Source organism: Pseudoduganella chitinolytica, assembly GCF_029028125.1.
Classification (GTDB): Bacteria; Pseudomonadota; Gammaproteobacteria; order Burkholderiales; family Burkholderiaceae_D; genus Rugamonas; species Rugamonas chitinolytica.
Genome location: NZ_CP119083.1, coordinates 3,268,739 through 3,288,789, shown reverse-complemented (window position 1 = coordinate 3,288,789; position 20,051 = coordinate 3,268,739). Strand labels below are relative to the sequence as shown.

The following is a 20,051-nucleotide window of genomic DNA, read 5'->3' as shown; positions in this document are numbered from 1 at the left end:
TGGCTGGATTAGTGTTGCTTGGATGCGTTGTGCGTGGTCGACATCAACCGGTCGGTATAGGCGATCGCGATGGCGGACAGCAGGAATGCGATATGGATGCAGGTCTGCGCGATCAGTACCTTCTCGGTGTACGACTGGGCGTTGATGAAGGTCTTCAGCAGGTGGATCGACGAGATGCCGATGATCGCGGTGGCCAGCTTGGTCTTCAGCACGGAGGCATTCACGTGCGACAGCCATTCCGGCTGGTCCGGGTGGCTCTCCAGGTTCATGCGCGACACGAACGTCTCGTAGCCGCCGACGATCACCATGATCAACAGGTTCGAGATCATGACGACGTCGATCAGGCCCAGCACCACCAGCATGATCGTCGTTTCGTTCAACTTGGTCGGCACGGGGGCGTTCGGCACGGCGACGGCCTGGAAGATGTGCTGCAGCGCGGCCTCGTTGCCCAGCGCGGCGCCGATCAGGTCCTTCAGCTCGACCCAGAAATGGAACACGTAGACGCATTGCGCCAGGATCAGGCCAAGGTACAGCGGCAGCTGCAGCCAGCGCGACATGAAGATGAAGGCGGGCAGGGGCCTGAGGCGGTGCGGCTGCTTCGGGTCGGTCATCGTGTTGCGTCTCCTCTTGAATGATGCGGACAAAAACACCCGACATTCTACACCGGTCCCATCGCTGCCGCAGCGGGCCGTCGGCACTTCCGCCGCCCGTTGCAACACCTGGCGCGGCGGCCTGCCGGGCTGGGTGGGGGATGGCGCCGGGCGCCCGCCTGGATTGTGAGTAGAATGACAGGATTGCCCTTTGCCGTCCGGGGCGGGCACCCGGCTGTAAGGACGCTGTAAGCGCGGCCCCTTACTGTCTTGGCAAACCAATACTACGATGGAGACAAGCATGACCGCTACCGCTGCAACCCAGGACACCAAGCAAGGTACCGAACAACAGGGCCCGGCCGAGTCGCGCGTGTTCGCGCCGCCGGCACCGTTCACGGCCCAGGCCAGCGTGGCCGGCATGGAGGCCTACCAGGCCCTGTGCGACGAGGCCGCGCGCGACTACGAAGGCTTCTGGGCGCGCCAGGCGCGCGAGCACATCGAATGGCAGACGCCCTTCACCCGCACGCTGAACGAAACCGAAGCGCCGTTCTACAAGTGGTTCGACGACGGCAAGCTCAATGCGTCGTACAACTGCCTGGACCGCAACCTCGCCAATGGCAACGCCGACAAGACCGCGATCGTGTTCGAGGCCGACGATGGTGCCGTCACGCGCGTCACCTATAAAGAGCTGCACGAAAAGGTCGGCAAGTTCGCCAACGGCCTGAAGTCGCTCGGCATCAAGAAGGGCGACCGGGTCGTCATCTACATGTCGATGTCGGTGGAAGGCGTGGTGGCCATGCAGGCCTGCGCGCGCATCGGCGCCACGCACTCCGTCGTGTTCGGCGGCTTCTCGGCCAAGAGCCTGCAGGAGCGCATCATCGACGCGGGCGCCGTGGCCGTCATCACGGCCGACGAGCAACTGCGCGGCGGCAAGCAGCTGCCGTTGAAAGCCATCGTCGACGAGGCGCTGGGCATGGGTGGCTGCGACACCATCAGGAACGTCGTCGTCTACCGGCGCACCGGCGGCAACGTCGCCTTCGCGCAAGGCCGCGACGTCTGGCTGTCCGACCTCGTCGATGGCCAGAGCGCCGAGTGCGAGCCGGAGTGGGTCGATGCGGAACACCCGCTGTTCATCCTGTACACGTCCGGCTCGACCGGCACGCCGAAGGGCGTGCAGCACTCCACCGGCGGCTACCTGCTGTGGGCCGCGCTGACGATGAAGTGGACCTTCGACATCAAGCCCGACGACGTCTACTGGTGCACGGCCGATATCGGCTGGGTCACCGGCCACACGTACATCGCCTACGGGCCGACGGCGGTGGGCGCCACGCAGCTGATCTTCGAGGGCGTTCCCACGTTCCCGCACGCGGGCCGCTTCTGGGAAAACATCGCCAAGCACAAGGTCTCGATCTTCTACACGGCGCCGACGGCGATCCGTTCGCTGATCAAGGCTTCCGACGTGGACGAGAAGGTCCATCCGAAGAACTTCGACCTGTCGTCGCTGCGCCTCCTGGGTACCGTGGGCGAACCGATCAACCCGGAAGCGTGGATGTGGTACTACCGCAATGTCGGCCAGGAGAAGTGCCCGATCGTCGACACCTTCTGGCAGACCGAGACGGGCGGCCACATGATCACGCCGCTGCCGGGCGCGACGCCGATGGTGCCGGGTTCCTGCACGCTGCCGCTGCCGGGCATCATGGCGGCCATCGTCGACGAATCCGGTGCGGACGTGCCGAACGGCCAGGGCGGCATCCTCGTGGTGAAACGTCCATGGCCGTCGATGATCCGCACCATCTGGAACAATCCGGAACGCTTCCGCACCAGCTACTTCCCCGATGAACTGGGCGGCAAGTACTACCTGGCGGGCGACGGCGCGATCCGCAACAAGGACACGGGCTACTTCACGATCACGGGCCGCATCGACGACGTGCTGAACGTCTCGGGCCACCGCATGGGCACGATGGAGATCGAGTCGGCGCTGGTGGCCAATCCGCTGGTGGCGGAAGCGGCGGTGGTCGGCAAGCCGGACGACACGACGGGCGAATCGATCTGCGCATTCGTCGTGCTGAAGCAGGCCCGCCCGACCGGCGAGGATGCGAGGAAGCTGGCGACGGAACTGCGCAACTGGGTCGGCAAGGAGATCGGTCCGATCGCCAAGCCTAAGGAAATCCGCTTCGGCGACAACCTGCCGAAGACTCGCTCGGGCAAGATCATGCGCCGCCTGCTGCGCGTGCTGGCCAAGGGCGAGAACATCACGCAGGACGTCTCGACCCTGGAGAACCCGGCCATCCTGGAGCAGCTGAAGGAAAGCGCGTAAGCGCGTCCGCTCCGGCACGAAGCCACCCTCGGGTGGCTTTTTGCTTTCTGGCTCGCGCTGTCATCGCCCCGTCATCCGGCTGTCATATAACGTAGGCCCCACAACCACAATATGAGGAGCCACCGCATGCCGTCCGTTCCAGCCCCGTCCCGCACCCTGATCCGCACGTCGATCGCCACTGCCGTCCTGGCACTTGCCACCAATGCCGGCGCCGCACCGTTCACGATCTCCGGCACGTCGTCCACCGCGCAGACGCTGGGGGCCGGTGCCGGCCAGCGCGGCACCGTGGCGGCTGGCGCGACGCTGGCGACGTCTGGCTCCACGGTGGCCGTCACGATCACGGGCAACGACGCCGTGCTGCACAACCTGGGCACGATCGAACAAACCGGTACGGGCCGCGCGGTGCGCGACTACAAGGGCACGACGGGCCTCGTCATCGACAACGGCGCCACGGGCCTGATCCGCACCGCGGACGCGGACGTGATCCAGGTGGCCGGCAACGGCAGCGCCACGTTGCACAACCGCGGCACGTTGCTGTCGCTGAACGCCTCGGCGGGCGGCGCGCAGGCCGTCGATTTCTCGTCGATGACGGGCGCGAACACCGTCAATAACTACTTCGGCGCCGTGATGACGGCGCACGAAGCCGATGCCGTGCGCCCGGGCGCCAACGGTGTGCTGTCCAATGCGGGCACGATCCAGTCGCTGACCGCAACGGGCGCCAGCAGCGATGCCATCGACGGCCAGGACAACTCCGGGATCCGCGTCACCAACACCGGCACGGGACTGGTCTCCGGCGGCCGCCATGGCATCACGGCGGAGCAGGCCGATACCGGCACGGCCTTCACGCTGCACGTGACGAACGGCGCAGGCGGCGTCATTCGCGGCACCGCCGGCTCCGGCATCAATGTGGACGGGTTCAACGGCCGCCAGGTCGTCACGATCGTCAACGAAGGCGCAATCCTCGGCAATGGCGTGACGGGCGACGGCGACGGTGTCGACGTGGACGGGCTGGTGGACATCGCCAACGCGGGCACGATCCGCTCGCTGAACGCCTTCAGCGCAGCGGGCAGTGGCCTGGCCTTCAGCGAAGGCATCTCGGCCGGCGGCGGCCGGATCGTCAACACGGGCACGATCGAGGGGCTCGTCGGCACCGGCAATGGCAACGCGGTCGGGCGCGGCATCACGCTGGCCGGCAACGACATCGACACTGGTCCATTGGCGGGCACGCGCGAAGGCCTGTACGGCAACGCCACCATCGTCAATCATGGCCTGATCCGGGGGCAGGGTGGTGCGGCCATCGTCGCGGTGGGCGCGGCCAGCGGCCACACCGTCACCATCGACAATCGGGCCGGCGGCCGGATTGTCGGCGGTGGCGCTGGCACGGCCGCAATCCAGGGCGGCGCCGATGCCACGTTCATTACGAACGCCGGTGCGATCGATGGCGTCGGCGGCCGGGCGATTGCGCTGGGCGGCGCGGCCAATACGGTCACGATCAGTGGCGGCAGCGCCACCGTCAGCGGCGACATCGACGGCGGCGGCAACGCGGCCAGCACGATGATCGTGGATGCCGGTGCCGGCAACGCGTTCACGTACGCCGGTGCCATCGGCGGTTTTGGCAGCGTCGTGTATCGCAGCGGCGCCGTCACGCTGTCGGGCCAGAGCACGTACCAGGGCGACACTGTCGTGGAAGGGGCCACGCTGTCCCTCGTCGGCGCCAACCGCATCGACGCCGGCAGCACGCTGGTGCTGAAGGGCGGCACGCTCGACCTGGCGGCCGCACCGTCGCAAACGTTCGCCAGCCTGGCGCTGGCGGGCGACGGCACGTTCGTGCTGGGCGCGTCGGTGCTGACGTTCAACGGCCTGGCCGGCGTGGCCGAAGGCGCCGCGCTGACGGTGCTGGACGGCGGCGGCACGCTGCGCTTCCTGGGCGACTACGCCGGCAACGCCACGTTCGCCGACCTGATGCGCGTGACGACGGTGGATCACATGGCGGTGACGTACAGCTTCGATGGCGTCTATACCAATGTGCAGGCCGTGCCGGAGCCATCGGCGCTGGCGTTGCTGCTGGGCGGTTTCGGTGTGCTGGCGCTGGTGGCACGGCGCCGTGCGCGGGCGGTGTGAGGCTTCAAGAAGTCTTACGCCAAAAAAACTTGGTACTCAACGGCTATCCTTGCTATAATCTGCGCCTCTCGCGATGCGGGAGATGCAGGAGAGATGGATGAGTGGTTTAAGTCGCACGCCTGGAAAGCGTGTTTAGGTTCATAGCCTAACGGGGGTTCGAATCCCCCTCTCTCCGCCAGGAATACAAAAAAAGGCCACCCTCGGGTGGCCTTTTTTATTCCTGGCAGAGAGAAGGAGAGCCCCTGCGGGCTCTCCGCGGGGGATTCGAAGACACGCGCTTACCAGCGCGGGGCTCTCCGAATCGCCCATTTGTCGTTGAGTGAGCTTTGTCCGCGCGCGGGCAAAGCTCACTCAACGGCGCCGCGCGCCAAGGGCGCGCGCTCGTCAACCATTTGTCAAAACCGCCGCGCTCCCGCGCCCTAAAACCCCCGCAACCAGCAAAGCGATGTTGCCGGGCCACTGCCGCTGAGTACAGCATTCGATCCGATACTAGAGGCAGTTTTAAGCAGAGCCGGTGCAGTTCTTTGCGTCCGGATTACAAGATACCCGCTCACCAGCCTGGCACTCGCTGAAGTTACAACCACTGTGTGTACCAAATCGGCGCTTGTTACCTCGTAGTACTGTCGCGTCGACAGGGGAGTGGGGAGATTCTGTAGTTTGCGACGCCACTTGCACCGGCCTCGACGGTAGGTGGGTTAAAATGACTACAGTCTCTAGCAACGCCTCGCTTGCTATCGACCCGACGAGATCGGCTTGGCAACAATCGAGCCACTCAATCTCTTGCCTTCGACCCAGAGAGCTTGTAGTGACCCCAACCCAGAAGTCAGCACAATTAAAGACCGTCATCGCTGAATTGCGATCGCTAACCGCCATGATTGATGCCGCTGATGCAGGCGACGATAAGCGGGCGATTAGACGTATGCGCGAAGAGCTCGAAGAGGTGACTGCCCGATTACACGCCACCGCCGCCAAGCTGGATCCAATACTAAGGCCTGATTCGATCTTCGATCCAACAGATCCATCCACAGCAGGGCGCGTGGTCGCGCTTACACTAATGGCTCAGCAGAGGCATCCGCTCTCTGATATTCCTGAGTTTTATGGGGCTGGGGTTTATGCCATCTATTACAAGGGTGATTTTGAGCACTATGCACCGTTATCAGGAACCGATCATCCAATATATGTAGGAAAGGCGGACCCCTCTGGGCCTTCTGCCAAAGATGCGATAACTCAAGGAGTTAAGCTTTCGGCTCGTCTATTGGAGCATGCGAAGAGCATCCGCAAAGCGGAGACGACCTTGAAAATCGAGGACTTCGACTGCAGATTCTTGATCGTGCAGTCGGGCTTCCAAAAGTCTGCTGAGGACTATCTCATCAATGCGTTTCGCCCAGTATGGAATTCGGAAACAAGGATCTGTTTTGGTCTCGGTAAGCACGGAGATAATTCACTGACACGTGTAAACAAACGGTCCCCATGGGATACGATGCATCCAGGTCGCGCATGGGCTGACTCGACGTCTGCTGATCAGAAGCCTGCGGCCCAGATCATTACACAGCTAAGCGCACATTTCAATGAGCATAAGCCATACCATGATGTACATGAGATTTTTACTAAGTTCATGCACGACATGAGGCAGCTGAACACTGATCATTTCCATTCTGCGGAAAACGTTTCCGTTACGCTAGAGGTTTCAAGCGGCTCGTTATTCTAGGCGGGCTCGACAAGCCTGGAAATAGAGAACGTTCGGGCGCGGGAAGTTTGGAGGAAACATGTCATGGCTGATAGCGTTAGCGTCCAGCGCCGTAGTGAGATTATGGCGCGGGTTAAAGGGAAGCATACTAGCCCGGAATTAAGTGTGCGGCGCATGCTGCATGCTGCAGGCTACCGGTACCGCCTTCACGTAGGTAAGCTGCCGGGAAAGCCCGACTTGGTCTTTCCCGGACGTAGTAAAGTCATTCTCATAAACGGGTGTTTTTGGCATCGCCATCGCGGCTGCTCACTAGCTAGACTACCTAAGTCGCGAGTCGAGTTCTGGACTGAGAAGCTCGAGCGTAATAGGCAGCGTGACGCGAGGAACGTCGAGGCCTTACAGGCGCTCGGGTGGGGCGTGCTGACGGTATGGGAGTGTGAGTTACAGGATCCTTCTGAACTATTAGTCCGCCTAAAGCAGTTTCTTGATGAGCCTTCGGTCGGTTCCCCGACCAGCATTGGATTCCCAATACATCAAAAACGCGCTTGAAGTTATGGTATTTAAGCTCCAACGGCTCGAAGGTGCGCGGCGACGTGTTTGGCGACGACCTCACCAAGTTTTACAGGAACGGCATTGCCGAGCTGCCGCATGATTTCTCCCCAGGACCCATGAAAGACATAGTCATCTGGGAATGTTTGTATCCTTGCAGCTTCCCTGATAGTAAAATACCTGACAGAACCGTCGGGCATTGCGATCATATTCTCTCCACCAGGTACCCCGTGATCTCCAGCCTTTAACGTTTTGGCAGGTTCGTCAAGCGGACTTCCAGTGTGCCCAGGATAGCTCCGTGCTCCGGGAATATAGACATGATTAAGCACTTTATTGTTCGGGCTCTTAACCGGATCAGGCAGGTCTCTAATTGTGTCCCGAACAGTAACCCATGGAAGAAGTTCGTCGCCCAGGCGCAAGGCTGAAAGCCTAGAAACACGAGCTGCCATCTTTGTCGATTGAGTTGGGCGCTTAGATCTTGGTACCTTGTGCCGCTCCCAGTAGTCGCCGCTGATCCACATACTGTGCAGTAGTGCGTCCTCGGAGTGTGTAGGCTCGGGAAAGGACCACTCGACATTGAGATCCTCGCGAAAACCGACAATGAACACACGTTCTCTCTTCTGCGGCACCCCATAGTTGGCGGCATTAAGTAGTCGAAAGAGGACTTTATAGCGCAATTCACCGGGGATAGGTACGGACGTGTGATGCCGCTCCAGCCGCGCTAGGTGACTCTCCCAAGTTTCCTCTGCACACCGAGTGACAAATGGATAGGTTAGCTGAAGAATTGTGTATTCGAGGTAACTTGCAAAGTTCTGACGGAGCAGTCCCTTTACATTCTCGAAGATAAACGCCTTCGGTCTGATCTCACGGATGGACCTGACAGCTTCCGGGAACATGTCACGCGTATCAAGACTACCACCGTGCTTTCCGCCCAAGGAGAAAGGCTGGCACGGGGGGCCTCCGGACACAACTGCGATGTCATCGCCAAAGGACGCATAGTCGAGGCCGCGAGCGTCGCCTTCGTAAAGCTTCCACTTTCCATGCGCGTCGGAATAGCGCTGTGGGTTCTCACGAATGGTTTGGCAGGCATGCGGATTCCATTCGACGAGGCCACAATGGTGGAAGCCAGCGTTAGCCATGCCCATGGCTAGGCCTCCCGCACCGGCAAATAGCTCAATACTGTTCATTCAATGTCTTCTTACAAAATCTAAAAGTTCAACTGGGGCGATGACCGTCATGGAGCGCTGGTCGTCGGGCCGCCCCTTGTAGCATAGCAAACCGTGCTGGATTTTACTGGATAAATGAACAGTGCAACAGAATTTGCGGTGCGAAGATTCCTCATCGATTGACGAGGTGAGCCGTCCCCACCTTTGACCTTGGGGCGCATCAGCCTCCCGTTGATGTCGTTCATGCAAGCGCGCTTGGTCGTTGAGACGTGTTGAGCTTGTTGAACACGGTGCGACTGAAGTCCTCATTACATCCACGCCGTTTGCAGTTTTGGTGCGGCGATGGCCGTGCTGTCACCCGCTCAAGTCCCGCGAGAAAGTTCTGAACGCCTGACATCAACGCGCGACGCGTTCCAGCGTTGCACGTGGCTTCACCGCAGAGTCGCCGCGCCACCTACAAAAAAGGCCTCCCAAAGGAGGCCTCCCACCAACCCGACATATCAACCAACCAACGCGTCAGGCCAGTGTAACCATCTCCAGCTCAGCAACCTTGCGCCGTGCACAGCGGCACGATGTTGCTGCTGGTGAAGCGTGGGCCGTTGAACGTCTGGCCGAACGTGCCCGTGCAGGCGGCGCTCTGGTAGCCGTGCACCACGGAGTTGACGTAGTTGCCGCGGCGATATTGACGGATCCATGGACCGCCGCTCGAACCGTAGGTCATGTTGCAACCCATGTTCAGGATCGCCGCGCCGCCGCAGCCGGAGCTGGCACCGAAGCTTTCGGAGGTGCAGGCCTGCAGCGTCTGGCCGCTGCCGATGTTGCCTGGATAGCCCAGCGCGTGGTGGTTCTGGATGGTGCCCCAATCCCACGAACGGCCCAGCCAGCCCGTGTAGTAGGTGACCGGACGGCCCGCCGTGTTGTTGCCCAGCGTGATCAGGCAGATATCGGACGCGGTGTCGCCGTTGTTGATCCAGCTGACGGGCACGCGTGCCGAGGTCCATGGGAACATGCCGTAGGGCGCGCTGCCGCTGTTGTAGGCGGGAGCGAACGACCAGCCATAGACCCAGGCATTGGACGAACGGTTGTAGCAGCAGTGGGCGGCCGTGACGATGATGTTGTTGCCACTGATGACCGAGGCGGAGCAGGTACCGCTGTTGCTGAACAGCTTGCCGATGGCGCGTGGCGTGTTCGAATTGCCGGTTTCCTGGTACTGCGTGTAGACGTCCGGGGTGCCGGCAAAGGCCTGGCCCGACAGGCCGACACAGATGGCGAGAACGCTGGTACGGAACAGCGGCTGACCGAGGATTTGTTTCGTGATCATTTCGGAACTCCCTTGCTTGGTGTGATTAGCGGTCCTGCTGGTCCATGGTTTTCCATTCTTCGGAAAAATCGCGGCGAGCCTCGTCGTCCGCGCTGCTGTTCGGCTCACCGCCGTCCGTCAGTTGCGGTTTCGCGGCTGCCAGCGCCGATTTTTCCTCGGCCGACAATTCGGACTGCTTGCCCGGTTTGCCCCGTGTCACGGATGGATCCAGCGGTTTCGCTGCAAGGCGCTGTTCGCGCGTCATCGAGACGGGGCCAGCCAGTCCCCGTGCCATATTCTGTTCGGCCTTCACCGCGACAGTTTTCTCCTGCACGGATTTCACCTGGGCGGTAGCTGCGGCACTGAATTGCAGCAGTGCGATACCGGAAGCGACGAATACAGCTTTCGTTAAAATCTTTGACATCTTTTCCTCCTGATTCATTTGAACGGCCCAGCCTGTTAAGCCGCAGCCCAGCGATATGCTCTTCCCCGGATAACCTGGCGACGACGTCTTGTTACTGTTGATTTGTTTTTCGTCCGTCGGTTATCAGGCTCCAGATTAAGGGGGGAGCGTGGCAATTGATATCGGCAGTTCGTATTCGTTTGAAAGTAATTGTCGCCGCAATGTATTCTGCTCAGCAATAAAAACGCTCATCCATTGCGCAAAGGCAGCGCGACTGCATGGACGCTGCGTAATCGTAAAACCTCAGATAAATCAGAGGCTTGTAAGATTCGAGGGGCTTTGTGCCGGGCTGGGTGCGCCCCCGGTACAGCGCAGCTGAATATGTAACTCAGCCATGGAAAGCCAAGTAAGACCACTGTCCAATCCCATGGTTTGCAGAAAGTCCTGGACTCTCCGCAGAGCAGGAATGGTTGTCCGGGTAATCCGCACATTGACGAAGCCCTGGCCTCGAGCTGGCGTGCGCGGCTCGAGTATTCCGCTCCCGATGGGAATTGGGCGCGTCTTGCCCGCTACTCGGCCATGGCACACCGAAATATGCTCGAGCCATCGCCGCCGGCGTCCGGTTATTGCCGGCCGCCGCGGCGGCTTGTCGCCACGCTTCGATCGGGCGCTGCCGCACTGCCGCGCCGGAGGGCGCCGACGCATGCCGGCACAAGCATAGTTGTATATATGCCCAAACATAGGGTGTGCTATTGAGGGGCAGTATGCACCCGTGCTAGGATCGTCACAACCGTTGAGTTTCGGCACGGTGCGCGCCGTCGGCTGGGCATCGCCGGCGCCGTTTTTCCATCATTACCAGCACAGCCATCGATGCCAGACCTGTTGAGGAAGCTCCACCATCATCCGGCCACCGCCTGGCTGGCCCGCGCCGCCAGCTTGCCCGATCCCGTGGAATTACGGCGGGCGGCCGGGCCTTCCGGTGCGCAGGAGCTTGCCGGCAGGCGCGCCGTAATCGGCGGTGCGGCCGGCGGCTATGCCGTCGCGGCACTGACCGCTGCCGTTACCATGGCCGGCGCCGCGGTCGACAGTGCCGCGTCCTCCATCGACATCCTGATCTTTGACGCGACGGGTTGCCGCACGCCTGGCGACTATGCCGCGCTGTATGAAGCATTCCACCCGGCCGCGCCGCGCGTGGCCCCGAACGGTCGCGTGCTGCTGGTTGCCGCGCCGCCCGAGGCAACCACGGACCCCATCGCGGCCGCGGCTGCCCGTGGCATCGAAGGGTTCAGCCGCTCCCTGGGCAAGGAGCTGGGCAAGAAAGGCATTACCGTCAACCTGGTCTACGCGGCAGCGGAGGCGCTCGACCGCCTGGACGGGGTGGTGCGCTTCTTCTGCGGTCCCCGTTCGACCTATGTTTCCGGCCAATCAGTCCGGCTTTCCACCGCGGCCGTGCCGATGGCGGCTGCCGCCGAGCGGTTGCAGGGCAAGGTGGCCGTCGTTACCGGCAGCGCGCGCGGGATCGGCATGGCCTGCGCGCAGCGCCTGGCCGAGGAAGGCGCCACGGTCGTATGCGTGGATGTGCCCGCGGCATCGCAGGCCTTGCACGACACCTGCCGCGCGCTCGGCGCCACGGCGCTGGTGCTCGATATTGCGGGGCCCGAGGCACCGGCGCGCCTGCTCGACTTCCTGCGCGAACGCTTTGGCGGGGTCGACATCGTCGTCCATAACGCCGGCATCACGCGCGACCGTACGCTCGCGCGGATGGCCAGGGCCGACTGGGACCTGGTCGTCGACGTGAATTTTCGCGCCATCGCCGCCATCGACGAGGCCTTGCTGGCGGCCCGGCTGCAGCGCGATGGCGGGCGGACGATCTGCCTGTCCTCGATCAGCGGCATCGCCGGCAATTTCGGCCAGAGCAATTACGCGGCCACGAAGGCGGCGCTGGTCGGTTACGTGGCTGCGCGCGCCGCGCAGTTGGGGAATCGTGGTATTACCGTGAACGCCGTCGCGCCGGGGTTTATCGAGACCCCGATGACGCAGCGCATGCCGTTCGTGCCGCGCGAGCTGGGCCGCCGCTTGAATTCCTTGAAGCAGGGAGGCCAGCCGCGCGACGTTGCCGAACTGGTCGCCTTCCTCGCGTCGCCCGCCAGCGTGGGCGTCACGGGCAACACGATCCGGGTCTGCGGCCAGGCCCTGATCGGCGCTTGAAGGAACAGCTGGACCGTATCGACAGGACAGGACAACATCGCGACGCGCCGCCGGCGTCGCGGCAACAGGGCAGGTTTCAACGATTTCGCTTGCATGACGTATCACCACACTTATAACAATGGAGGAGATTCATGAAGAAAGCAGTGAAACAAACGAAGGCAACCATGCAACTGGCCGCGGGCCTGACGCTCATGGCGCTGGCTTGCGGCGGTGCGTGGGCGCAGTCCTCGGTCACCGTGTACGGCCTGCTGGACGCCGGCGTGGACACCGTCAAGAAAGGCCAGGGTAACGTGCAAGGCACCCTGTTCGGCCTGTCGGGCACGACCCCGGTGCCGAATGCGATGGCGTCGCCGGAAACGCGTACTACCCGGATGGCACCCTCGCTGTCGGCCCAGAGCCATTTCGGCTTCAAGGGCACGGAAGACCTGGGTGGCGGCTGGAAGGCCGGCTTCACGCTGGAAGGCGGGCTGCAGATCGACAACGGCCTGCTGGCCAACGACGGCCGCCTGTTCGGTCGCCAAGCATTCGCCAGCTTGACGACGCCCTACGGCGAAGTGCGCCTCGGACGGCAGGCTTCGCCGATGCTGATCGGCTATTACCTGGCGACGACGGAACGCCTGGGCAGCACCGACCTGATGGGCGCCGGACTGGTCGTCAATACGTTGCAGACCTACCAGGACAACGTGGCGTCGTTCCTCGTCCGCCAGGGACCGTGGTTGGGCGTGCTGTCCTATTCCACCAATGCCGGTGTCGCCAGCCGCGTCAGCGCGGCCCGTGCCAGCGCCACGAGCGCCACCCCGGCCGCCAACGCGGCGACGGGCCAGATCGTTGGCGGCCTGACCGCCGGGGCCGAAAGCCCGGACGAGCGCGGCCGTGCCCAGGGCGCGCTGCTGGCCTACAACGGCAAGCCGTTCTCCGTGATCGCCGCGTTCCACCGCAACGACTTCCGCGGCGCCCAGGTCGGCGTGGCCTCGGCGGCCGGCGGCGGCACGTTCATTCCGCTGTACACGGCGGACACGTTCACGGGCGCGATGATCGGTGCGAAGTATGCATTCCCGACCGGCACGCTGCTGGTGGCGAACTTCCACCGCGGCCAGTACAAGAACGTGGGTGCGCTGGATCCGAAAGTGGACACGGCATCGATCGGCGTCAAGCAGACGCTGGGAGCGGTCGAGCTGGGGGTGCAGTACATGCAGAGCCGCTTCAAGAACTTCACCCGCGGCAAGGACACGGGCGTGATGCTGGGCGCGGACTACAACTTCTCGAAGCGTACGGCCCTGTACAGCCGCATCGGCTACGTCGACGACGACCGCGGCGACATCGTGCGCGGCACCGTCACGCCGCTGCCGATCGCCGGCGGTCCCGGTGCACTGCTGGTGCCGCTGGGGGCGCAGGAAGTGCCGCTGTTCTCGGGTGCCGGCCAGAACATCGACGCGCGCACGAGCATCGTCAGCGTCGGCCTGCGGCACTTCTTCTAACTGGAAGATCCCGACAGCGGCTGCAGGAACAGCTTCCTGGCGAAGTTCAGCTGCCGCTTGCGGGCCTTCTCGTCGTTGACGTCCCACAAGAGCGCCTGCGACATCTGGAAGCTGTAGATCAGGAAGGCGCGATTCTCGGCTTCGGCCTTCGAAAAGCCGCTGTTGCGCAGCGCGTCCGTGTACAGGCCCAGGCGTTGCTGGTCCACTTCCAGTACCGCCTGGCGCGCCATCTCGTCGCGCCGGGCCCATGCGCGGATGGCGAACTCCACCATTGCCGCGTGCCGCGCCGTCAGCCCGTGCAGGGGCAGCGCCATCAGTTCATACGCCAGCTCGTCGATCGGCATGCCGGCGTATTCCTCCATTACCTGCGCCGTCGTACGTTCGTGCCACTGGCGCAGCACGCTGGCCAGCAGGTCGTTGCGATCCTTGAAGTGGTAATAGAAGCTGCCGATCGTGATGCCGAGGTCGCGCGCCAGCGTGGCCGGATGGATGGCATCGACGCTCTTGCTGACAAGGATTTCGGTGGCCGCATCGATCCAGTCCAGCCGCGTCAGCGTGCGCCGGGGCGCTTTCCTGGCCGGGGTCTCCTCGGCCGTCATATCGTTATCGTTCTGTTTTCTCACACCGCACCTTGTGGGTTGCTGCAAACCGGCCGCCGCACGTATGGCGCGGCCCGGTGCTGATTATAAGGGGGACGGCGGCCAGTTGCCGATGCCCTCGCCGGCCATCAGCGCCGGCGGCCCAGCACCTGCGTCCAGTAGACGCGGCCGCGCTCGGGATTGACGGCGTAGGCGAGCCCCATCTCGTCGAAGCCCGCGTTCATGATGTTCGCGCAATGGCCGGGGCTGTCCAGCCAGCCGGCCACCGCTTCCGCCACCGATTTCTGGCCGGCGGCGATGTTCTCGCCGATCCGGCTCCAGGCATAGCCGGCACGCGTGGCGCGGTCGTCCACGACACTGCCGTTCTTTTGCTCGTGGCTGAAGTAGCGGTGCGCCGCCATGTCGCTGCTGTGCGCCAGGGCCGCTTCTGTCAACGCCGTGTTCCAGCGCAGCGGCGGTGCCGCGCCGAACGGCTGCTCGCCGCAACGGCGCGGCACGGCGCGCGCCGCATTGACGGCTGCCAGCACTTCGGCATCGAGCACGGTCGGTGCCGGCAGGGGCACCTCGTGCAGTGGCCGCGCGAACAGGACGACCCAGTCGTCGCCCGTGCGCACGGCTCCAGCTGCGGCAAAGTCGGCGCTCAGCAGCTTGTCGCAGAAGTTCTCGCGCAGCAGGGTCATCGCGGCACCGGCATCGGCTACGTTGGACAGGTACACCGCCTCCGCATGCTCGACCGGATAGCCAGCCCGCTCCAGGGCCTGCTCCAGGAACGTACCGGTCCCGATGCGTACCCGGCCCAGGGCGGCCGGCGCGGCCAGTGCCGGCAATGGTGCGAGGCGTTCGCCCTGGCACTGCTGCGGCGAGGCCCGGTAGGCGTTGATGAGGCCGACGATATCCAGGCTGGCGGCGCCAGCGGGCGTGGCGGCCAGGAGCGCGGCGGACAGTGCGGACGCTAATACGAAAGAGCGGGTAAGCATGAGGAAAGGCGGCGGGACGAAGGGATGCCGGAACGGTAAATGTGACTTACTGGGGAAATAGTGTGTCACAAAAAGCGCGGCCCGGCAAACGGTTCCCGGCCCCTGCCGCCACGTGTCGAGGTGGCATGGCAAGTTGGAAGCGGGATCTTTCGCCGGTGCTCGTCATGTGACGAGGGGCGCGCTTGCTCGCCCTTGCATCGGGCCGATTACCTGTCGCGTAATTGGCGCCCCGCCAGCGCTGGCGGACACTGTCTCCATACCAACCCCATCGAAGGAGAATGCCATGAAGACGATCGTCCCATCCCGCCTGCTGCGCACCGTGTTCCTGGCCGACGCCGCTGCCAGCGGTGCCATTGCCGCGCTGCACCTGGTCCTGGCGGACGGCGCGGGCGCCGGCCTGTCCGGCATGCTTGGCCTGCCCGCCCCGTTGTTGTCCGCTACCGGGCTGTTCCTGGCGGGCTACACGCTGCTGCTTGTCGTGCTTGCTCGCAGCGCAGCCATCTGGAGCGCCGTCGGCTGGCTCATCGTGGCCGGCAACGTGGGCTGGAGCGCCCTCAGCGTGCTGCTGCTTGTCACAGGCGTGCTGGCGCCCGCGCCGCTGGGCGTCGCGTACGTCGGCGCGCAGGCCGCTGGCGTGCTGCTGTTCGCCCTGCTCGAGTGGCACGGCCTGCGCACCTCGCTGCCGCGCGCGCTGCCGGGCGGACAGGTTTCCGGCGCGGCCATCGGTGGGCGCGCAGGGTAGGGCCGGCGGCCCTGAGCGGGTGGGCAGCCGTGTGAGCCTTCTGTTACGCACGCCTGCGAGCGTGCACGCCGGAGGTGATAACCGAGCTGCTTGCCACCGGAGCAGCGTGCCGCGCCAGGACGATGCCCCGGCGGCAGAAACCCATGGTGACTGGCACGTCCCTGCGGGCCGGAGGCCCACAGCGACGTGCCAGTCGCCGGCCAGTCGCCGGCCAGTCGCCGGCCAGTCGCCGGCCAGTCACCGGCCAGTCACCGGCCATCTCAGCGGCCGGCCGCCGCCGCTATCCGCCAGCTTCCGGTGCGGGCTGTGCCCCGAAGCGTTTGCGCCAGCGGAAGCTGGTATTGCGATGGATACCCACGTTGGCGGCCGCGCCGCGCACGCTTTCGGCGCGCAGCGCGCATTCGAGGAAGGGCAGCCATTTGCCGCGCAAGCGCAGGAACGCCAGCGGCGTATTGGTCAGCGCATTGCATGTCTTGCGGCAGCGCCGGCAGCGGTAGCGTTGCAGCCCGCCACCGTAGCCGTGCCGGTACAGCCGGTCGTGGCCGCAGTGGGGACACTGGTGCATGCCCTTACCGCGATCCTCGATCGCTTGCAGGCATTGTGCCAGCGGCGTGTCGCTGTCCAGCAGGGCCCGCAGTTGTTCGCTGTACAGCTCGGAGAACCGCAGCTGATCCTGTGCCGCGGCCCGTGTGGCGATGGCGTTCCGGTCCATATTCCGCTCCTTGTCCAGGTTACACAGCGTTGGACCAGGGCGCACCGGAAAAGTTCGCACAATTGCGTGGCGAGAGAAAAAAAGGCCCGCTTGGGGCGGGCCATGAGGCAAGACGTCGCATGGCCGGCACGCGGCCGGCCATGCCGTCCGTACATCAGAACATCAGAAGCGGTACTCGGCGGTTACGCGTACCGAGCGGCCGCTGACATCTTCCAGGTCCTGCGGGATGACGCCGCCGCCATCCGCACCGAACTGGCGCAGGTCGACCGGGGGACGATGGTTCAGCAGGTTGCGGACGAACAGCGACAGCGTCAGGTTGCGGATGCCCGTATAGCTGAGGTTGTAATCCCAGCGGACATACGATGCCACCCGGCACTCGTTCGGCTCGTAGCCGCTGTCGGCGCAACCGGCCGGCGTGTACTGCTCGTCGTAATAGTCGTACTGCAGCTTCTGCGGGCTGCGCAGGGTCGCGCGCAGGCTGTGGTTGAACGCGCCCAGGCCCAGCGTGCCCATCAGGTTGGCCGTCAGCTTCGACACGCCATGCTGGCCGGCCAGTTCGTCGCCCCAGCTGCCGCCGTTGCGGTTCGGCGCGAAGATCTTGTAGTCGAGCAGGTAGGTGGCATTGCCCACCACGTCGACGCGGCCGATCGGTGTCTTGATGCGCGACGTCAGCGACAGGTCCACACCGCTGGTTTTCGTCTGGGCCGTGTTTTCGAACATGCCGGAGGTGGAGGCCAATGGGCCGGCCGCGACGCCATAGTCTTCCCGTTCCTGTGCGGTGAACGTGCGGTCCAGCTCGACCGGCAGGCGCGTGACCGTACCTGGCGGCAGGGAGTCTTCGGAAGCCAGCAGTTCGGCAGTGCTCTTCAGGCCGATCTCATCCTTGCGCTTGATGTGCCAGACGTCCAGCGAGAAGCTGGTGCCCTTCACTGGCTCGACCACGAACCCGAGCGTGGCGCTGCGCGATGTTTCCGGTTTCAGGTCGGGGTTGTTCCGCACCGTATTGGCAAGGCTGGCCGTGCATTCGTTGCCCTCGACCGTATCGGCACGGGCCGACAGGAATTGCTTGTTCGGGTCTGTCGTCGGCAAGGCGTCGGACTGGGCCCGCAGGTCCTTGGCCAGCGCCTGGGCCTGGTCGCAGCGTTTCGGATCCGGCTCGCCATTGGTGAACGAGAACTTGGTCGATTGTGCGCTTTCCGTCAGGTTCGGCGCACGGAATCCCGTTTCCCATGTGCCGCGCACCATCAGCTGCGGCGTCGCTTCCCAGCGCGCGGAAAGCTTCGGCGACGCATGGGCCTTGACGTCCTTGAACTTGTCGATCCGCACGGCGCCCGTCAGTTCCAGCGTGTTGAACGGCTTCAGGTTACCTTCCGCAAACACCGAGCTGTTCGTCCGGCTGGCATTCGCGGTCGAGGCGCCATTGCTGACGATATCGCCGGCCATCAGGTTCGCCGTCGGATTGATGGCGAATTTCTCGTGCCGGATCTCGCCGCCCACTGCAACGCTGACGGGGTTGCCCATGAACTTGCCCACTTCACCGGAGATCTTGCCGTCGATGAAGCTCTGCGTGATCTTGCCGTCGTAGCCGTTTTCAGGAAACAGCGTGTTCAGCACCTCCGCCGTGTTGGGCTGGCCGATCCGGTAGCCGCGGTTGAAGAACAGCGGATCGACCGTGTCCTCGTCGGTGGCGCCGATGACCTGCTGGAAACCGGACAGGCTGAAGAACCCGCCGCGGCTGCGGTCCTTGGTCTTGCTGCCCATGACGCCGGCCGCGGTTTCCCAATCGTAGTTGCCGAGATTCCCGCGCAGGCCGGCCAGCACGCGGTACTGGTCGCTGCTGGTGCTGCGATAGCCCGGATCGTCGACGAAGCGGTAGCGCAGCGGTGCGTCTTCCCCTGTCGTATTCAACGGGTGGGTAGCCGGCAGAGGACGGTAGGTGAAGGAACGTTGTTCGCCGGTGCGCGGATCGCCCCAGATCGACGTCGACCCGGTCGAGTCGTACGTCGCGAACGCCGACATATAGTCCGTCTTCGTATGGGAGTACAGCACCTCGGCAAAGCCTTCCAGCGTGTCGCTGATCGCCAGCTTGCCCGACACCAGCGCGTTGACACGGTTGGCGGACGGCTGCGCCTGGAAGCGCGAGAAGCGGTCGTACACGCACAGGCCGGCGGCGTTCTTCGTCTCGCAGCCCGGCAGCGCGCCCTGGCCGATGATGTTGCCCGGATAGCTGAACGTCGAAGGCGCACCGCGGTCGCCGAACATCTGGCCGCTGCCCGGAGCCACGGCGGAGAACTTCTCGCCATAGGCCGGATTGATGTCGTCCACCATCGAGCGCCAGTTGGTGGCATTGCGGCGGTACACCTCGACGTTGGCCAGCACGTTGTAGCGGTCCGTCGCCAGGTCGCCCATGCCGCCCGTCAGTGCCACGGTCGATTCGTGGATCTGGCTGTTCCTGGTCGATTGGTTGTGGGAGGCACGTGCCTGCAGCCCCTTGTAGTCGGAGCGCGTGATGATGTTGATGACGCCGGCCACGGCGTCGGAGCCGTAGATCGCGGAGCCGCCGTTGCGCAGGATCTCGACCCGCTCGACGGCATCCAGCGGCAGCGTATCGAGGTTCGTGAACACTTCGTTGTAGTCGGCCAGCGCATACGGCGCCACGCGGCGGGAGTTGAGCAGCACCAGCGTGGACTGCTTGCCCAGCCCGCGCAGCGAGACGGACGACGCGCCGCTGGCGAAGGAATTACTGCCGCCGACGTCCGACAGCGCGTTGCGGTCCGCGGACGTCAGCGTGTCCATCAATTCCTTGACGGTGTTCACGCCCATGCGGGTGATCTCTTCTTTCTTGACGACCTGCACGGGGGTTGCCGTTTCGCTGTCGATGCGCTTCAGGTTGGAGCCCGTGATGATGACGCGCTGCGGCGCCTGCGGATCGGTAGCGGCATCCTGCGCCAACAGGGGCGAGGTGCCGAGCGCCAGCGCGACGGCCAGCGAGCATTGCTTCAGTACTAACTTGTGCTTCAAGATTGTCTCCGAATTCTCCACGCCGCCATGCCGGTGGCGCAGCAAGATCGCGCCGCCAGGCGAACTGCCGGGCTTACGCGGCGGCAATGTCTATGCACTGCTCGCAAATTCGAAGGTAGCTTTCCGTTAGTTACTTGGTCAAATGTACATTACATACATGACGCGCGGACGCAACGCTTTG

The 20,051-nt window shown here is 63.8% G+C and carries 15 protein-coding genes and 1 tRNA gene; 8 read left to right on the top strand and 8 right to left on the bottom strand.

Translation table 11 applies throughout. The annotated features are described in order from the left end of the window. Window positions 1–8 precede the first annotated feature (8 nt). Window positions 9–611, bottom strand: coding sequence for a YqhA family protein (locus PX653_RS14590; RefSeq protein ID WP_277413500.1), 603 nt, complete (start codon window positions 609–611; stop codon window positions 9–11). Window positions 612–891: 280 nt separating this feature from the next. Here PX653_RS14590 and acs point away from each other — a divergent pair, with 280 nt between their 5' ends. The 5 genes from acs (at window position 892) to PX653_RS14565 (ending at window position 7,264) form a co-directional block, all read left to right on the top strand. Beyond that, window positions 892–2,907 carry an acetate--CoA ligase gene (gene acs, locus PX653_RS14585; RefSeq protein ID WP_277413499.1) on the top strand — a complete coding sequence of 672 codons (2,016 nt, stop codon included), beginning with the start codon at window positions 892–894 and terminating at the stop codon, window positions 2,905–2,907. A gap of 126 nt (window positions 2,908–3,033) precedes the next feature. Further along, window positions 3,034–5,028 (top strand): beta strand repeat-containing protein, encoded by a 1,995-nt coding sequence (locus PX653_RS14580; RefSeq protein WP_277413498.1) that lies wholly within the window; start codon window positions 3,034–3,036, stop codon window positions 5,026–5,028. A gap of 87 nt (window positions 5,029–5,115) precedes the next feature. Further along, a tRNA-Ser gene (locus PX653_RS14575) sits at window positions 5,116–5,206 on the top strand. A 627-nt stretch (window positions 5,207–5,833) separates the two neighbouring features. Then, window positions 5,834–6,736 carry an Eco29kI family restriction endonuclease gene (locus PX653_RS14570; protein ID WP_277413497.1) on the top strand — a complete coding sequence of 301 codons (903 nt, stop codon included), beginning with the start codon at window positions 5,834–5,836 and terminating at the stop codon, window positions 6,734–6,736. A gap of 63 nt (window positions 6,737–6,799) precedes the next feature. Next, window positions 6,800–7,264 (top strand): very short patch repair endonuclease, encoded by a 465-nt coding sequence (locus PX653_RS14565; protein WP_277413496.1) that lies wholly within the window; start codon window positions 6,800–6,802, stop codon window positions 7,262–7,264. 11 nt (window positions 7,265–7,275) lie between these two features. Here PX653_RS14565 and PX653_RS14560 read toward each other — a convergent pair whose 3' ends face one another. The 3 genes from PX653_RS14560 to PX653_RS14550 form a co-directional block, all read right to left on the bottom strand. Further along, a complete protein-coding gene (locus PX653_RS14560) occupies window positions 7,276–8,451 on the bottom strand; it encodes a DNA cytosine methyltransferase (RefSeq protein ID WP_277413495.1) in 1,176 nt (391 codons plus the stop codon). A 520-nt stretch (window positions 8,452–8,971) separates the two neighbouring features. Then, window positions 8,972–9,751: a trypsin-like serine peptidase gene (locus tag PX653_RS14555; protein WP_277413494.1), complete on the bottom strand. Its 780-nt coding sequence runs from the start codon at window positions 9,749–9,751 to the stop codon at window positions 8,972–8,974. A 25-nt stretch (window positions 9,752–9,776) separates the two neighbouring features. After that, window positions 9,777–10,154 (bottom strand): hypothetical protein, encoded by a 378-nt coding sequence (locus PX653_RS14550; protein ID WP_277413493.1) that lies wholly within the window; start codon window positions 10,152–10,154, stop codon window positions 9,777–9,779. An 849-nt stretch (window positions 10,155–11,003) separates the two neighbouring features. Here PX653_RS14550 and PX653_RS14545 point away from each other — a divergent pair. Both PX653_RS14545 and PX653_RS14540 read left to right on the top strand, forming a co-directional pair. Further along, a complete protein-coding gene (locus PX653_RS14545) occupies window positions 11,004–12,341 on the top strand; it encodes a 3-oxoacyl-ACP reductase (protein WP_277413492.1) in 1,338 nt (445 codons plus the stop codon). Between the two features lie 131 nt (window positions 12,342–12,472). After that, window positions 12,473–13,819: a porin gene (locus PX653_RS14540; RefSeq protein ID WP_277413491.1), complete on the top strand. Its 1,347-nt coding sequence runs from the start codon at window positions 12,473–12,475 to the stop codon at window positions 13,817–13,819. Here PX653_RS14540 and PX653_RS14535 read toward each other — a convergent pair. After that, window positions 13,816–14,418, bottom strand: a complete 603-nt coding sequence (locus tag PX653_RS14535) for a TetR/AcrR family transcriptional regulator (protein WP_277413490.1) — start codon at window positions 14,416–14,418, stop codon at window positions 13,816–13,818. The genes PX653_RS14540 and PX653_RS14535 overlap by 4 nt on opposite strands. Window positions 14,419–14,546: 128 nt before the next feature. Continuing rightward, window positions 14,547–15,395, bottom strand: coding sequence for a CAP domain-containing protein (locus tag PX653_RS14530; RefSeq protein WP_277413489.1), 849 nt, complete (start codon window positions 15,393–15,395; stop codon window positions 14,547–14,549). Window positions 15,396–15,678: 283 nt separating this feature from the next. Between PX653_RS14530 and PX653_RS14525 the strand changes: the two genes are divergently transcribed. Next, entirely contained in the window at window positions 15,679–16,137 is a 459-nt protein-coding gene (locus PX653_RS14525; RefSeq protein WP_277413488.1) for a hypothetical protein, read from the top strand. Between the two features lie 280 nt (window positions 16,138–16,417). Here PX653_RS14525 and PX653_RS28375 read toward each other — a convergent pair whose 3' ends face one another. Together PX653_RS28375 and PX653_RS14515 are read right to left on the bottom strand one after the other, a co-directional pair. Further along, complete coding sequence (locus PX653_RS28375) at window positions 16,418–16,849, bottom strand: IS1/IS1595 family N-terminal zinc-binding domain-containing protein (protein WP_371876333.1); 432 nt, start codon at window positions 16,847–16,849, stop codon at window positions 16,418–16,420. A 162-nt stretch (window positions 16,850–17,011) separates the two neighbouring features. Further along, window positions 17,012–19,870: a TonB-dependent receptor plug domain-containing protein gene (locus PX653_RS14515; RefSeq protein ID WP_277413487.1), complete on the bottom strand. Its 2,859-nt coding sequence runs from the start codon at window positions 19,868–19,870 to the stop codon at window positions 17,012–17,014. Between the last annotated feature and the right edge of the window lie 181 nt (window positions 19,871–20,051).

What these genes read in the sequence shown, in the direction of transcription:
- PX653_RS14550 (WP_277413493.1), bottom strand. Translation starts at nt 10,154, where the DNA reads ATGTCAAAGATTTTAACGAAAGCTGTATTCGTCGCTTCCGGTATCGCA.
- PX653_RS14535 (WP_277413490.1), bottom strand. Translation starts at nt 14,418, where the DNA reads ATGACGGCCGAGGAGACCCCGGCCAGGAAAGCGCCCCGGCGCACGCTG.
- PX653_RS14530 (WP_277413489.1), bottom strand. Translation starts at nt 15,395, where the DNA reads ATGCTTACCCGCTCTTTCGTATTAGCGTCCGCACTGTCCGCCGCGCTC.
- acs (WP_277413499.1), top strand. Translation starts at nt 892, where the DNA reads ATGACCGCTACCGCTGCAACCCAGGACACCAAGCAAGGTACCGAACAA.
- PX653_RS14540 (WP_277413491.1), top strand. Translation starts at nt 12,473, where the DNA reads ATGAAGAAAGCAGTGAAACAAACGAAGGCAACCATGCAACTGGCCGCG.
- PX653_RS14555 (WP_277413494.1), bottom strand. Translation starts at nt 9,751, where the DNA reads ATGATCACGAAACAAATCCTCGGTCAGCCGCTGTTCCGTACCAGCGTT.
- PX653_RS14580 (WP_277413498.1), top strand. Translation starts at nt 3,034, where the DNA reads ATGCCGTCCGTTCCAGCCCCGTCCCGCACCCTGATCCGCACGTCGATC.
- PX653_RS14590 (WP_277413500.1), bottom strand. Translation starts at nt 611, where the DNA reads ATGACCGACCCGAAGCAGCCGCACCGCCTCAGGCCCCTGCCCGCCTTC.
- PX653_RS14545 (WP_277413492.1), top strand. Translation starts at nt 11,004, where the DNA reads ATGCCAGACCTGTTGAGGAAGCTCCACCATCATCCGGCCACCGCCTGG.
- PX653_RS14525 (WP_277413488.1), top strand. Translation starts at nt 15,679, where the DNA reads ATGAAGACGATCGTCCCATCCCGCCTGCTGCGCACCGTGTTCCTGGCC.
- PX653_RS14560 (WP_277413495.1), bottom strand. Translation starts at nt 8,451, where the DNA reads ATGAACAGTATTGAGCTATTTGCCGGTGCGGGAGGCCTAGCCATGGGC.
- PX653_RS28375 (WP_371876333.1), bottom strand. Translation starts at nt 16,849, where the DNA reads ATGGACCGGAACGCCATCGCCACACGGGCCGCGGCACAGGATCAGCTG.
- PX653_RS14565 (WP_277413496.1), top strand. Translation starts at nt 6,800, where the DNA reads ATGGCTGATAGCGTTAGCGTCCAGCGCCGTAGTGAGATTATGGCGCGG.